Genomic DNA, 14,718 nt, shown 5'->3' with positions numbered 1-14,718 from the left:
CTGGTCCGACACCGCACACGCGGAATTCCGGCGCCCGCGGATTTCACAGACGGTGCGCCGCGCCTGCCGGGGAGGCACCCCTGGTGTCCAGGAAGATCTGCGCCTTGACCGCCAGCCCCTGCAGGTCGTAGGTGCGGTGGTGCTGCAGCAGCACGGTGAGGTCGGCGGTGGCCGCGGCCTCGTAGAGGGAGTCGGCGCGGGGGACGGGCCGGTCGTTGACGCGCCAGTCCGTCACATAGGGGTCGTGGTAGCCGACCGAGGCACCGAGCTCCATCAGGCGGCTCGCGATCTCCGGGGCGGGGGAGCCCTGCCGGTCGGCGAGATCCGGCTTGTAGGTGATGCCGAGCAGGAGGACCCGGGCCGCGCGGGCCGACTTGCCGTGCTCGTTCAGCAGGGTCGCGCAGCGCTGGACGACGTACTGCGGCATGCGTTCGTTGATCTGGCCCGCGAGTTCCACGAGCCGCAGGGAGCGGTGGGGTCCGACCGTGTCGACGGGGAGGCCGTGCCCGCCCACCCCGGGGCCGGGGCGGAAGGCGTGGAACCCGAACGGCTTGGTCTCGGCGCAGCGGATGACGTCCCACAGGTCGACGCCGAGGTCGTGGCAGAGCACCGCCATCTCGTTGACCAGGGCGATGTTGACGTGCCGGAAGTTGGTCTCCAGGAGCTTCACGGCCTCGGCCTCGCGCAGCCCGCGGGCCCGGACCACCTTGTCGCTGAAGCGGCTGTAGAAGGTCGCCGCCGACTCGGTGCAGGCGGGCGTCAGTCCGCCGATCACCTGGGGGGTGTTGGCCTGGCCGTGGGCGCGGTTGCCGGGGTCGAGCCGGCTGGGGGAGTACGCGAGATGGAAGTCGGCGCCGGCGCGCAGTCCCGAGCCTTCCTCGAGGATCGGCCGCAGATAGCCCTCCGTGGTGCCGGGTTCGACCGGGGACTCGAGCAGCACGGTGGTGTGCGGGCGCAGCCGTGCCGCGAGTGCCCGGGCGGCCTCGCCGACCGCCGTGAGGTCGAGTCTGCGGTCCGCGCCGAGGGGGGTCGGCGCGCAGATGACGGCGGTGCGCACCCTGCCCAGCTCGGCGGGGTCGGTGGTGGGCCGGAAGCCCCCCGAGAGCATCCGGCGGATCTCCGACGCGCTGAGGGAACCGTCCACGGGCGGACGTCCCGCGGCGAGTTCGGCGGCGGGGCGTGGATCGGGGTCGTAGCCGATGGTCCCGATGCCCGCGGCTGCGGCGGCCTGGGCGAGGGGCAGTCCGAGGTGGCCGAGTCCGATGACGGCGAGATCTGCGGGCATGGCGGTGAGCCGTCCTTCCCAGTAGCCGAAGGGCACGTGACGTGCAAGTCCTGTGGACAGAACGAGCAGGGGCAATGTCAGACTAGGAGTAAATATGACCGATATGCGGTATTGCGCGCTTCAGGTCGCCCGAGTGTTGTCCACAGGCGGTGGCTGAAGTCCGGGAGTGCGGACAGAATCATGTGTGTGGGCCCGACCAATGGGGGCGACGGGAGGCACCGTGAGGACAGCGACAATGGGACCGGCGCAGCGAGCCGAGGCCCTGGCCGCGATGGCTGAGCGCGAGCTGGACGTGCTGGTGGTCGGTGGCGGAGTGGTCGGTGCGGGGACGGCGCTCGACGCGGTGACGCGCGGGCTGTCCACCGGAATCGTCGAGGCGCGTGACTGGGCGTCGGGCACCTCGAGCAGATCGAGCAAGCTGGTCCACGGGGGGCTGCGCTATCTGGAGATGCTGGACTTCGCGCTGGTGCGGGAGGCGCTCAAGGAGCGCGGACTGCTGCTGGAGCGGATCGCCCCGCACCTGGTGAAGCCCGTGCCCTTCCTCTACCCGCTGCAGCACAAGGGCTGGGAGCGGGTCTACGCCGGAGCGGGCGTCGCGCTGTACGACGCGATGTCGGTGTCCTCGGGACACGGCCGCGGGCTGCCCGTCCATCGACACCTCACCCGCGGGCACGCACTCCGGGTGGCCCCGTGTCTGCGCAAGGACGCCCTGGTCGGTGCCCTGCAGTACTACGACGCCCAGATGGACGACGCCCGCTATGTGGCGACCCTGGTGCGCACGGCCGCCTCGTACGGAGCACGGGTCGCCAGCAGAGCGCCCGTCATCGGTTTCCTCCGCGAGGGGGAGCGGGTCGTCGGCGCCCGGGTGAAGGACATCGAGACGGGCGGGGAGTACGAGATCAGGGCGAAGCAGATCGTGAACGCCACGGGCGTCTGGACCGACGACACCCAGGCCATGATCGGCGAGCGCGGCCAGTTCCACGTCCGGGCCTCCAAGGGCATCCATCTCGTCGTGCCCAAGGACCGGATCCACTCCACCAGCGGCATCATCCTGCGCACCGAGAAGTCCGTCCTGTTCGTCATCCCCTGGGGCCGTCACTGGATCGTGGGCACCACGGACACCGAGTGGGACCTGGACAAGGCGCACCCGGCCGCCTCCAGCGCCGACATCGACTACCTTCTGGCACACGTGAATTCGGTCCTCGCCGTCCCGCTCACCCGCGACGACGTCGAGGGGGTGTTCGCGGGACTGCGCCCGCTGCTCGCCGGGGAGTCGGACGCGACGAGCAAACTCAGCCGCGAGCACACGGTGGCCCATCCGGTCCCCGGTCTGGTCGTCGTGGCCGGCGGCAAGTACACGACGTACCGGGTGATGGCGAAGGACGCCGTGGACGAGGCGGTGCACGGTCTGGACCGCCGGGTCGCGGAGTGCGTCACGGAGGACGTGCCGCTGCTGGGCGCCGAGGGATACCGGGCCCTGTGGAACGCACGGGCGAGGATCGCGGAGAGGACCGGCCTCCACGTCGCCCGCGTCGAGCATCTGCTGAACCGCTACGGGTCCATGACGGAGGAACTGCTGGAGCTCGTCACCGCCGATCCGGGGCTCGGCCGGCCGCTGTCGGGCGCGGACGACTACCTGCGGGCCGAAGTCGTCTACGCCGCCTCCCACGAGGGCGCACGGCACCTCGACGACGTGCTCACCCGGCGGACCCGCATCTCCATCGAGACGTTCGACCGGGGCACGCGCTGCGCGCGGGAGTGCGCCGAGCTGATGGCCCCGGTGCTCGGCTGGGACAAGGAGCAGATCGAGAAGGAAGTCGAGCACTACGAGAAGCGGGTGGAGGCCGAGCGCGAGTCGCAACTGCAGCCGGACGACCTGACGGCCGACGCGGCGCGGCTGGGCGCGCCGGACATCGTCCCGATCTAGGATCCTGCGGAATCCCCTTCTCCGGAGCCTTCCTGACGCTCGGTGGACCCGGGAGCTCGACCAGTCCCGGAGTGAGAGAGAATGGGGGCTCTTCCAGGGCGGGTTACCGCATCGCGCGGGAGCGGCGGGCGCGAGCGAGGATCAGGGATCGCAGAGGGGACGCATGTCGGAGGCGGAGCAGTCGCGGGACACGACACGGGAACCTCTTCGGGGCGCGCAGCGGGAGGGCGAGCGCCCCACCGGCGCGGACTCCGCGGCGAGTTCGGCCGGGAAGCCGGCAGAGCATTCGGACGAGGGCCCCGGTTCCCCTGACGGTGGTTCGGGTGGGACCGCGGACAAGGGCACGGCGCGGGAATCCGCGCGCGGCGCGTCGGACGGCGGCGCCGGTGCGGTGAGCGGTCCCGCGACCGAGGACGCGAAGCCGGATGACGGGCGGACCCAGGACCGGCCCGACTCCGGTGGCGCGAACGCGCCCGTGGACGGGGACGGTACGCGTGCGAAGCCGGCGGCGGGGCAGGCGGACCTGATGAAGGACGGTGGGTCACAGAGCACGGGCCGGCGCGCGGATCCGGGCGCCGGCGCCTCGGCGGCCGGTGCGGGTTCCGAGGCACGGCCGGACCGGGCGGACCCCGCGAAGCGCGGCGCCGCGCAGGACGCCGGCGGAGCTCCCGGGGACGCTGCCTCGCAGGGCATCGGCCGCGGTGCCGCGGGCGCGGACGCTCCCGAGGGCGCCGAGGGTGCCGAGCCCGGCCGGCGGCGGACCGGTGCCGGGGACGCCGCGGGCAAGGGCGCGCGAGGCCCGGCCAAGGAGCCGGCGGGCCAGGGGGCTTCGGGGCGCGGGGACGCGAAGACCGCGGACGCGGGTTCCGGGCCGGCCGGGCGGCCGGGCGCGGCGAAGGCCCCGGCGGCCTCCTCGCGGCGCGGACCGACCGCGGAGGGCCGGCTGCTCGCCGGCCGCTACCGGCTCGGAGGGGTGCTCGGGCGCGGCGGCATGGGCACCGTCTGGCGTGCCGACGACGAGACGCTCGGCCGCACGGTCGCCGTGAAGGAACTGCGCTTCCCGAACAGCATCGACGAGGACGAGAAGCGCCGCCTCATCACCCGTACCCTGCGCGAGGCGAAGGCCATCGCCCGGATCCGCAACACCGGCGCCGTGACGGTCTACGACGTCGTCGACGAGGACGACCGCCCGTGGATCGTGATGGAGCTCATCGAGGGCAAGTCCCTCGCCGAAGCCATCCGTGAGGACGGCCTCCTGACGCCGCGGCGGGCCGCCGAGGTCGGTCTCGCCATCCTCGACGTGCTGCGCTCCGCGCACCGCGAAGGCATCCTGCACCGCGATGTGAAGCCGTCCAACGTGCTCATCTCGTCGGACGGCCGGGTCGTGCTCACCGACTTCGGCATCGCCCAGGTCGAGGGCGACCCCTCGATCACGTCCACCGGAATGCTCGTCGGCGCGCCCTCGTACATCTCCCCGGAGCGCGCCCGGGGCCACAAGCCGGGCCCGGCCGCCGACCTCTGGTCGCTGGGCGGGCTGCTGTACGCGAGCGTGGAGGGCTGTCCTCCGTACGACAAGGGTTCCGCCATCGCGACGCTGACCGCCGTGATGACCGAGCCGCTCGATCCGCCGAAGAACGCCGGTCCGCTGGAAGAGGTCATCTACGGCCTGCTCGCCAAGGACCCGGCGCAGCGGCTCGACGACGCGGGCGCCCGTGCGCTGCTGCGGAACGTGATCGACACGCCCGAGCCCCCGGCGGAGCCCTCGCCGGAGGCGACACGGGTCGTCGCCCTGCCGTCCGCCCCGGCCGAGCCGCCCGCCCCCGCCAGGGACCGGGCCAAGGAAGCCGCCGACGCGGCGGCCGAGCGGGTCCGCGGGGCCTTGCGTTCCGTGCGGAACGCGGCCAAGACCGAGACCAGGCCGGCCACGGGCAAGGACGGCGCCCCCAAGCCCCCGGCGCCCGCCGCCTCCCGGACGCCCCCCGTGCGGGCGCCGCTCACCGATGTGGTGCCCCGGCGCACCCTGGTGGTCATCGCCGTCGTCGCCGCGCTCGCGGTCCTCTCCACCGTGCTCGTCCTCGCCCTCAACGGGGGCGCGGACAAGGGCGGTCAGAACAAGCCGAAGAACGACACCTCCGCCTCCGCCGGTTCCACCGCGGGCGGCGACGCCAAGGACGACGGCGGTGCCACCGACGGCTCCGGCAGCGACCCGAACGACCAGGGCAAGGGCGACGGGTCGGGCACGGGCGACGCCGGCAAGGACAACGGGAGCACGGGCGGGGCGCAGCCGTCCGGCGGCACCGACCCGGGGGCCCCAGCCGGGAACGGGCTCCCCGCCGGATACGCGACCGTGTCCAACGACCAGTTCCACTTCAGCATGGCGATGCCGAAGTCCTTCCGCCGCACCGGCACCGCGGGCCAGAACTCGGGTGCGATCTTCAGCGCGGACGGCGGCTTCCCGCGCGTCCAGGTGGACTTCACCGACAGCCCCAAGGGCGACGCCGCCGCCGCGTGGAACGCCGCCCGGTTCGCGGTGAGCGCCAGCAGCAACGGGTACAAGCACCTGGGCATCAAGTCCGTCGAGTACAAGGGCTATCCGACGGTCGCCGACTGGAGCTTCGAGCGGAACCAGAGCGGCCAGCGGGTGCGCGTGCTCAACCGCGGCTTCAAGGTCGACGCCGGTCACGGCTACTCGATCATGATCAGCTGCAAGGCGAGCGAATGGGACGGCGCGGAGTGCAGCACGCTGCGCAAGACGGCGTTCGCCACGTTCGCCCCGAAGGACTGAGAGGTTCGCCCCCAAGGACTGGGCAGGCCACGTATCGTGAGAGGTCGTGGACCGTACGCAGCCGCAAGAGCCCGGTGAGTGACCGGATTTGACGGTTCGTGCGGTTCCCGAGGACCGGCGGGGCCCTGTCGACCAGGGCCGCGCACACGATCGACCCTGGCACCGGTCGGAGTACCGCCGACGGGGACGTTCCCACCGGCGGTGCAGGCGGGAACCGGGCCGGGAAAGCTGCACGCTGGTGGGGAGGCGTCGTGGACGACTACGCGGGAAGGGTGCTTGCCGACCGCTACCGCCTTCCCCTGCCGCCTTCCGACGAGTACGAACTCGTCGAGACGCGCGCCTTCGACACCTACAGCGGCCAGGAAGTCCTCGTCCGGCAGGTCCCGTTGCCGGAGGTCGTCGAGGCGGAGGTGCTCGACGAGCCGGGCGGTGCGGGCTTTCCCGCGCCGCGCCGGGCCGCGGGGCGCTCCACCCGCCGGCCGACCGACCCGGCGGTGCGGCGGGCCGTGGAGGCCGCCCAGGCCGCCGCGCAGATCCCCGACCATCCGCGGCTCGACCAGGTCTTCGACGTGTTCGCCGAGGACGGGTCGCTGTGGATAGTGAGTGAACTGGTCGCCGCACGGCCCCTCGCCGCGCTGCTGGCCGAGAAGCCGCTGAACCCGTACCGGGCGGCGGAGATCGGCTCGGACGTGCTGACGGCCCTGCGAGCCCTGCACGCCCACGGCTGGACCCACCGGAACATCACCGTCCGCACGGTGCTCGTGTGCGACGACGGCCGCGTCGTGCTGACCGGTCTCGCGGCGGGAGCGGCGGAGGAGGCCCTGTGCGGGTACGCGCCGGTCCCGGACCCCGCTGCCGAGTTCGAGGAGGCCGAGCCCGTCGACCCGCCGCTCGGGCCGCCCCACGCGCCGTACGCGCCCCCGTATGCGTCGGCGCCGATCCCGCTGGGTCCCGGCGGGCCGGAGGCCCCGGACCCGGGGACGGCCGCGGCGGAGCCCCACTGGGGACGGCCGTCCTACGAGCAGCTGCCCGCGCCCGTGCCCCCGCCGGGCAGTGGGCCCGGGCCGGTCGTGCCCGCCCCCGCCGGCGCGGGGGACCGGTACACCCCTCCGGCGTACGGCCACGGATTCGGCGGCGGCCCGGTCGACGCGCGCGCCGCGCGGGCGGGTGCCATCGCCGCCTACCGGGCGGGAGCCCGCGCCGCCGCGCGGCTCAGCGAGGAGAGCCGCCGGGAAGCGGCCGGCGCCGAAGGCGAGCAGGACCGGACCGCCGCTCGGGCGGCCGGCGACGGTGGCCTTCACGGCGGCGAGCGCCACGCCCTGCCCGGCGGCGCCGATTCAGGTCGTGCGGGCGGTCGTTCCGGGGACGGTGACCGGCGGGGCCCCGAGGAGGATCCCTTCGGCGGCGGTGACGTCAGCCGGTTCCGCGGCCACGCCCTGACCGGCCCCGCCGTCGGCGGCCCCGACGGCACGGGCCACCGGGCCGAGGGCGACGAGCGGACGGCCGGGCCCGGTCCCGACGGCCCCGACGGCCGGATCGCCCTGCCGCCCGCGGGCCGGGGGACCGACGGCATCGGCCGGCTGCACCACCCCGGCGTACGGGACGGGCGCGACGCGCCGGACGACTCCGGGACGGCGCCCGGCACGGTCGTGCCCCCGCCCCGACCGGGCGCCGCCGTGCCCGTCCCGCGCGCCGGCGTGTCCGCCCCGCAGTGGTGGTCCCGGCCCGCGGACGCCGACGAGGCCGATGACCCCGACGACCACGACGATCCGGACCACGGCGGCCCCTACGGCGGTCCGCACCGGGAACCGCCCGGCGGTCCCCGCAGGCCCCGGCTCGCCGGCGTCTGGCGCGACGGGCCCGGCCCCGCCTCGGACGGCTCCGCCCCGGTCCCGGCCGGCGGCAGTGCCACGCGGTACGGGGGCGGCGCACGTGACGCCCTGCGCGCCGACGCCCAGCGGGGGACCGAAGCGCACGCCGGTGCGCGGCCCGTTCCCGTGGGCGGCCGGTGGGACGAGGTCGTCGCCGCCGGCGCGCCCGCTGCGGCCTACCGCGGCCCCACGACGCCCCTCGCCGCCGAGCGCGCCCGGCAGACCCGGATCGCCGTCGTCGGCGCGGTCACCGAACGCTGGGCTCCCGAGCAGGCCGGCCCGGTCCACGAGAACTGGCAACTGGCCCCGCCCATCGGGCCCGCAACCGACCTCTGGGCGCTCGGCGCACTGCTCTACCGCGCGGTGCAGGGTCACGCCCCCTATCCGGAGGAGAACGCGGCCGAACTGGTCCAGCTCGTCTGCGCCGAGCCGCCGGCGTTCGCCGAGGAGTGCGGTCCGCTGCGCCCGGTGGTGGAGTCGCTGCTGCGTCAGGACCCCACCGAGCGGCCGGACTTCGAGGAGCTCCGGGGCTGGCTGCGTTCGCTCGTCCGGTCCGCTCCGGAACCCGACGCGGGCACCGAAGTGGTTCCGCTGCCCTCCGTCGACGGCACCCGCCTCCCCGTCGTACGACGCAGAGGCGAGCTGGTCCGCAGGCGCCGCGGCGGCTCCGCCGAACTCCGCGGCCGGCACCGCCACAAGAAGGTCAGGGAACCCCGTGAGCCCAGGGAGCCGCGTGAACCCCGCGCGCGGCGGACGCGCAGCCCGCGTTCGCTGGGCCGGACGCTGCTCGTCCTGATCCTGCTCGCCCTCGCCGCCGCCATCGCCTACGCCGTGCTGTTCATGCCGAGGGCCGACCGCGGCTCCGCTCCGTCGTCCTCACCGGCCGCGACCTCGTCCCAGGGCCCGGACGGGCAGGGGGCCCCGGAGGGTGAGGCCGGCGGTGGCCCGTCGTCGCCGGACGGGACCGGGCCGCAGACCTCCGCGCCCGCCGTGGACCTCGCCGACGGCTATGTCGTGCGCGTGGACCCGGAGGGGTTCCGGGTCGGCGTCGACAGGACCTGGCAGCGCAGACCGGTCAACGACAGCGGTCAGGTCCGCTACGTCGGCGGCGACTTCACGCTCATCGTCGTCCCCGGCCGGGACTCCGTCGGGGCGAACGGCTCCGACCCCATGGCCTACCAGCGCGACAGGGAGCGCGAACTCCAGCCCTTCCGTGACTCCTCCTGGTCGACGGCCTCCGGGCTCCGCCGGATCGACGTGGGCAAACAGGCGATGGCGGAAGGGCAGTTCACCTGGCAGGACAGCACGGGACGCGAGGTGTACGTACGCAATCTCGCCATGATCGTCGGTGACAGGTACCACGTGCTGCAGGTGATCGGACCCGAGGGCCAGCGTGACAAGGTGACCGAGATCTACCAGCAGGCCATGTCCGCCTATCGCGCCGGGAGTTGACTCCGGACGGCCCGTCCCGGAGCCGTTCCGTCCCCGACCGCGCGCCGCAACCGGCACATCACGGTGCGAGTTACTGACCCGCCCCAGGTTCCGTGCACGTACCTCCCCTCCGTAACCTGGGAATCCAAGGAACGGGGCGGAACACGTGGAACACGCACAGAGCGCGGGTACGGCGGCGGGACTTCTGTTGGCAGGCCGGTACCGGCTGACCGAGAGCATCGGCCGCGGAGGCATGGGCAAGGTCTGGCGCGCGCAGGACGAAGTCCTGCACCGTACGGTCGCGGTCAAGGAACTCACGGCCGGCCTGTACGTGTCCGAGGCGGACCGCACGGTGCTGCACGCACGCACCCAGAAAGAGGCCCGCGCCGCCGCCCGGATCAGCCATCCCAACGTTGTCACCGTCCATGACGTCCTGGAGTACGACGGCCGGCCGTGGATCGTGATGCAGTACGTGGACGGGTCGTCACTCGCCGACGCGGCCAAGGAGTCGGGTCGCATCGAGCCGGCCGAGGCGGCCCGTATCGGGCTGCACGTCCTCGGTGCCCTGCGCGCCGCGCACGCCGCCGGCGTGCTGCACCGCGACGTCAAGCCCGGCAACGTGCTGCTCGCCTCCGACGGGCGGGTCCTCCTGACCGACTTCGGCATCGCCGCGATCGAAGGCGACTCGACCATCACCAGGACCGGTGAACTCGTCGGTTCCATCGACTACCTGGCCCCCGAGCGGGTCCGGGGCGGCGATCCCGGGCCCGCTTCCGACCTGTGGTCGCTGGGCGCGACCCTCTACACGGCGGTGGAGGGGAGTTCGCCGTTCCGGCGCACCTCGCCGCTGTCCACGATGCAGGCCGTGGTGACCGAGGAGCACCCGCCCCTCCCGCACGCGGGCGCGCTGGAGCCCGTCATCTCGGCGTTGCTGCGCAAGGAGCCCGAGCAGCGGCCGCCGGCCGACGAGGCCGAACGGATGCTGCTGGAGGCGATGGAGGGCCGCCGGCCCAGAGCGGCGCAGGCGTATGTGCCGACGCAGTCGGTGGACCCCGAGGAACGACGCGCGGCGACCGCACTGCTGACCGGATCGACGTCGGTCCCGGTGCCTGCCACGTCGGCGCCGAAACGTTCCGGCGGTGTGCGGCGGGCGCTGGTCGTGGCCGTACTCGCGGCTACGGTCGGCGGCGCCGCGGGATTCCTCGCCCTGCGCTACGGGAACAGCGGTGCGGACCCCGTCGCCGACGACACGCGCTCCTCCGCCTCGTCGGGCGCCTCGCCCGGCGCCTCGGGCCCGGCCCCGAAGCCCGCGGACGAGGAGAAGTGGCAGCGGGTGCGGGACCCGGAGGGCTTCAGCCTGCTCGTACCGGTGGGCTGGACCCGCCAGAGGGACGGCGACCAGATCGACTACACGCCCGACAACGGCCGCCGGCTCATCCGCATCAGCATCGACCCGACCCCCGACTTCGAGAACCCGTTCATGCACATGCTCGACGTCGAGAAGACCGTCAGGAAGCGGCTGCCGGAGTACAAGCGGGTGCGGCTCGACCAGAACACCTTCCGGGACCAGGAGAAGTCCGCCCTGTGGGAGTTCACCTGGACCGAGACCAAGAACAATGCCGGCGAGCGGCGCGCCATCGACCAGGTGTACTTCGGCGACGACGGCACCGAGTACGCGCTCTACATGTCGAGTCCGGCCGAGGAATGGGCGACGACCCGACAGCGCTTCGACAAAATGGTGCAGAGCTTCCAGCCCCCGGCCGGGTGACTCGGTCACGGCTCTGCATCGCTCAACTCCGCCGGTGGCGACGGCAAACGCTCTTCGCCAGGATATGAGCATGACGAACGACGGGGGCCGGGCGAACGAGCCCACCAGCTACGCACTCCGCCCGCCGCAGGCCCAGCCGCCTGCCGGGGCACCGCAGTCCGGACCGCCGCAGTCCGGTCCCGGTACGCATCCGGTGCCGACCCAGCAGGTGGCCGGCGCACCGGCCGCACCTGCCGCCGACCCGCGGACCGGACGGGTCATCGGCGGCCGCTACCGGCTCGTCTCCCGCCTCGGACACGGCGGCATGGGCACCGTCTGGCGAGCCCACGACGAGGTCGTCGACCGCGAGGTGGCGGTCAAGGAGCCGCGCGTCCCTGAGCACCTGGGCGAGCGGGAGCGTGAGAACGTCCATCTGCGCATGCAACGCGAGGCTCGCGCCGCCGCCCGGATCGACCACCCCTCGGTCGTCACGATGCACGACGTCGTCATGGAGGACGGCAAGCCGTGGATCGTCATGGAGCTGGTGCGCGGCCAGTCCCTCGGCGACCGGCTGCAGGAGGGCACGCTGGACGTGCGCGAGGCCGCCCGGATCGGCCTCGCCGTCCTCGGCGCGCTGTCCGCCGCGCACGAGGCGGGTGTGCTGCACCGCGACGTGAAGCCGGACAACGTCCTGCTGGGGCGCGGCGACCGGGTCGTGCTCACCGACTTCGGCATCGCGCAGGTCGAGGGGGAGCAGGGCCTCACCGAGACCGGTGCGTTCGTCGGCTCGCCCGAGTACATCGCCCCGGAACGGGTGCTGGGCCAGCGGCCCGGCCCGGAGTCCGACCTGTGGTCGCTCGGCGTGGTGCTGTACGCGGCCGTCGAGGGAGTCTCCCCGTACCGGCGCTCGCACACCCCCGCCACGCTCCAGGCCGTGCTCTCGGCAGAGCCTCAGGTTCCGGCGCGCGGTTCGGGCGCCTTCGGCACGCTGGTCATGCAGTTGCTGCGCAAGGACCCGGCGGCCCGGCCGGGCGCCGCGGAGGTCCGCTCCACCCTGGAGTCGGTGGCCCGGCCGCCCCAGCCCTCCGCCGACGCGACGCGCGTGTACGGCGCCGGGGCCGCAGCGAGCGCCGGCTCCCGCTGGGTGCCTCCCGTGCTGCACCGCAACCGCCCTGCGCAGTGGGGGCTTCTCGGCGGACTCCTCGCCGTCGTGCTCGCCGCCACCGCCGTCGTCGTCGACCCCTTCGGCGGCGACGAACTGCCCGAGGGGTGGAAGGTCCGCCCGGAGAGCGAGATCCTCGCGGCGGATGTGGCGGTGCCGGAGGAGTACGAACGGTCGGAGTTCGACGACGGCTTCGCCGTGGACTACCGCGACCCCAGCGGGGTGTTCTCGATCTATCTGGAGCGCGTCGCGGCCGGTGCCGAGGACACCACCGCGGAGGTCCTCGAGCCCCGGAAGGAGGTGTGGAAGGACTGGTACGCGAAGGGCGGCAAGAACGGCACGGAGATCAAGGACGCCGACATCGCCACCAGGGACGTCACACACCAGGGCGCGAAGTCCTTCGAGACCACGGTCGACTTCCTGTTCTACGGGGACAACGAGGAAGACGCCGTCCGCTACCGCTGGCACGAAATGGTCGTGCCCGGCAAGGACAAGGTGCACTGGCGGCTGAGGGTGCAGATGCCCTCGGAGGGCGCCGCACGGCAGGACGGTGAGCAGATCTTCACGAACGTCGTGAAGCACCTGCAGATCCAGGGGTTGTGATCCGTTCGGCTCGACCGGATCAACCGTTCCGGCGGGAGCGGATCACCACGGGACGCCGGCGGGGAGGCGGCCGGAGAGGTCGGCCTCCTCGAGTGCGCGGGAGGAGCGCGTCGAACCCGGAAATGTGGCGACGGGTGCGGCTCAGGACGTCACAAGGCCCTGATCAGGGCTTATCTGCCAGTGATCACTGGCGCAATGTGTGGGCCTGGCGAAAAGCTGTTACCGACGGGTACCCAAAGCCTTGAATGCGTCATACTCTCGCCCCCATGACGGACTCGCAGGCCCCCGCCGCCCAGCACACCGGCGCCCTCGGCACCAACCCCACCGCCGCCGCCCCGGCCGGCGCGCGCACCGCCGCCGACGTGGTCACACCCGAGGTGGTCGCCCAGCTCACCCGGGGGGTCGTCGGCTCCGGCCGCACGGCCAACCACACCCCGTTCACCGGCGAGAAGCTGGCGGACCTGCCCGAGTCCACCCCCGAGGACGTGGCCGAGGCCTTCGCCCGCGCCCGGGCCGCCCAGCCCGCCTGGGCCGCGACCTCCCCGCGCGCCCGCGCCGCCGTGCTGCTGCGCTTCCACGACCTGGTCCTGGAGCGGCAGGCCGAGGTGCTGGACCTCATCCAGCTGGAGACCGGCAAGGCCCGCCTGCACGCCCACGAGGAGGTCCTGGCCGTCGCCGTGGCCGCCCGCCACTACGGCCGGAAGGCGCCCTCCTATCTCAGGCCCAGGCGGCACACCGGTGTCGTACCCGTCCTCACCAAGACCACCGAACTGCGCCAGCCGCGCGGAGTCGTCGGCCAGATCGCCCCCTGGAACTACCCGCTGGAGCTGTCGGTCGGCGACGCGCTCCCCGCGTTCGTCTCCGGCAACGCCGTCGTGATGAAGCCCGACACCGAGACCGCCCTGACCGCACTCTGGGCCCGTGACCTGCTGATCGAGGCAGGTCTCCCGGCAGGGGTCTTCCAGGTCGTCCTCGGCGACGGCCCGGTCGTCGGCCCCGAGGTCGTGCGGCACGCCGACTACGTCTCGTTCACGGGCTCCACCCGCACCGGCCGGGAGGTGGCCCAGGGCGCCGCCGCGCGGCTCGTCGGCGTCTCCCTCGAACTCGGCGGCAAGAACGCCATGCTGGTGCTGCACGACGCGGACATCGACAAGGCCGCGGCCGGTGCGGTCCGCGCCTGCTTCTCCTCCGCCGGGCAGCTCTGCATCTCCATCGAGCGGCTGTACGTGCACGAGTCGGTCGCGGACGCTTTCCTGGAGCGCTTCGCGGCCCGCACGAAGGCCATGCGGCTGGGCAGCGCCCTCGCGTACGGCGCCGACATGGGGTCCCTGGTCGGCGAGCGCCAGCTGGAGACGGTCAAGCGACACGTCGAGGAGGCCGTCGCCAAGGGCGCCACGCTCGTCGCGGGCGGCGTCCACCGCACCGACATCGGCCCGCTGTTCTACGAGCCGACCATCCTCGACGGGGTCGAGTCGCCGATGTCCGTCTGCACCGAGGAGACCTTCGGCCCGGTCGTCTCCGTCTACCGGTTCCAGGACGAGGACGACGTCGTCGAGCAGGCCAACGCCACCCCGTACGGCCTCAACTCCAGCGTCTGGACCAAGGACGGCAGGCGGGGCCACGCGGTCGCCGCCCGGCTGCGCACCGGCACCGTCAACATCAACGAGGGCTATGCGCCCGCCTACGGCAGCGTGCAGTCGCCGATGGGCGGCATGAAGGACTCCGGTCTGAGTCGGCGGCACGGCTCCGAGGGCATCCTCAAGTACACCGAGGCCCAGACCGTGGCACAGCAGCGGCTGATCCCGCTCGCCCCGTCCTTCGGCATGGACGACGAGAAGTACGCGGCGTTCATGAGCACGTCGCTGAAGGTGATGAAGGCCCTTCGGCTGCGCTAGGGCAGTGTTCCG

7 protein-coding genes are annotated in these 14,718 nt (G+C 73.4%); 6 read left to right on the top strand and 1 reads right to left on the bottom strand.

Annotated features, from left to right (window positions below; genetic code table 11):
- Positions 1–43: 43 nt before the first annotated feature.
- Complete coding sequence (locus tag BLT82_RS18745) at positions 44–1,285, bottom strand: nucleotide sugar dehydrogenase (protein WP_093656529.1); 1,242 nt, start codon at positions 1,283–1,285, stop codon at positions 44–46.
- Between the two features lie 220 nt (positions 1,286–1,505).
- Here BLT82_RS18745 and BLT82_RS18740 point away from each other — a divergent pair, with 220 nt between their 5' ends.
- From BLT82_RS18740 to BLT82_RS18715, 6 genes are all read left to right on the top strand, one after another.
- On the top strand, positions 1,506–3,212 hold the full coding sequence (locus BLT82_RS18740; protein ID WP_093656527.1) for a glycerol-3-phosphate dehydrogenase/oxidase: 1,707 nt from the start codon (positions 1,506–1,508) through the stop codon (positions 3,210–3,212).
- Positions 3,213–3,375: 163 nt separating this feature from the next.
- A complete protein-coding gene (locus BLT82_RS18735; protein WP_093656281.1) occupies positions 3,376–5,997 on the top strand; it encodes a protein kinase domain-containing protein in 2,622 nt (873 codons plus the stop codon).
- Between the two features lie 251 nt (positions 5,998–6,248).
- On the top strand, positions 6,249–9,320 hold the full coding sequence (locus BLT82_RS18730; RefSeq protein WP_093656279.1) for a protein kinase: 3,072 nt from the start codon (positions 6,249–6,251) through the stop codon (positions 9,318–9,320).
- A gap of 145 nt (positions 9,321–9,465) precedes the next feature.
- Entirely contained in the window at positions 9,466–11,067 is a 1,602-nt protein-coding gene (locus BLT82_RS18725; protein WP_093656277.1) for a serine/threonine-protein kinase, read from the top strand.
- A 70-nt stretch (positions 11,068–11,137) separates the two neighbouring features.
- Entirely contained in the window at positions 11,138–12,811 is a 1,674-nt protein-coding gene (locus BLT82_RS18720) for a serine/threonine-protein kinase (RefSeq protein ID WP_093656275.1), read from the top strand.
- Between the two features lie 266 nt (positions 12,812–13,077).
- Positions 13,078–14,706 carry a succinic semialdehyde dehydrogenase gene (locus tag BLT82_RS18715; RefSeq protein ID WP_093656273.1) on the top strand — a complete coding sequence of 543 codons (1,629 nt, stop codon included), beginning with the start codon at positions 13,078–13,080 and terminating at the stop codon, positions 14,704–14,706.
- The last annotated feature ends 12 nt before the right edge of the window (positions 14,707–14,718 follow it).

The sequence above is a fragment of the Streptomyces wuyuanensis genome, assembly GCF_900103455.1.
GTDB classification, from domain to species: domain Bacteria; phylum Actinomycetota; class Actinomycetes; order Streptomycetales; family Streptomycetaceae; genus Streptomyces; species Streptomyces wuyuanensis.
The sequence above is the reverse complement of the archived record's forward strand: the minus strand, read 5'-3'. Positions and strand labels throughout refer to the sequence as shown.

Excerpts from the sequence above, each read along its gene's own strand:
- BLT82_RS18745 (WP_093656529.1), bottom strand. The coding sequence starts at position 1,285 with ATGCCCGCAGATCTCGCCGTCATCGGACTCGGCCACCTCGGACTGCCC.
- BLT82_RS18735 (WP_093656281.1), top strand. The coding sequence starts at position 3,376 with ATGTCGGAGGCGGAGCAGTCGCGGGACACGACACGGGAACCTCTTCGG.
- BLT82_RS18720 (WP_093656275.1), top strand. The coding sequence starts at position 11,138 with ATGACGAACGACGGGGGCCGGGCGAACGAGCCCACCAGCTACGCACTC.
- BLT82_RS18715 (WP_093656273.1), top strand. The coding sequence starts at position 13,078 with ATGACGGACTCGCAGGCCCCCGCCGCCCAGCACACCGGCGCCCTCGGC.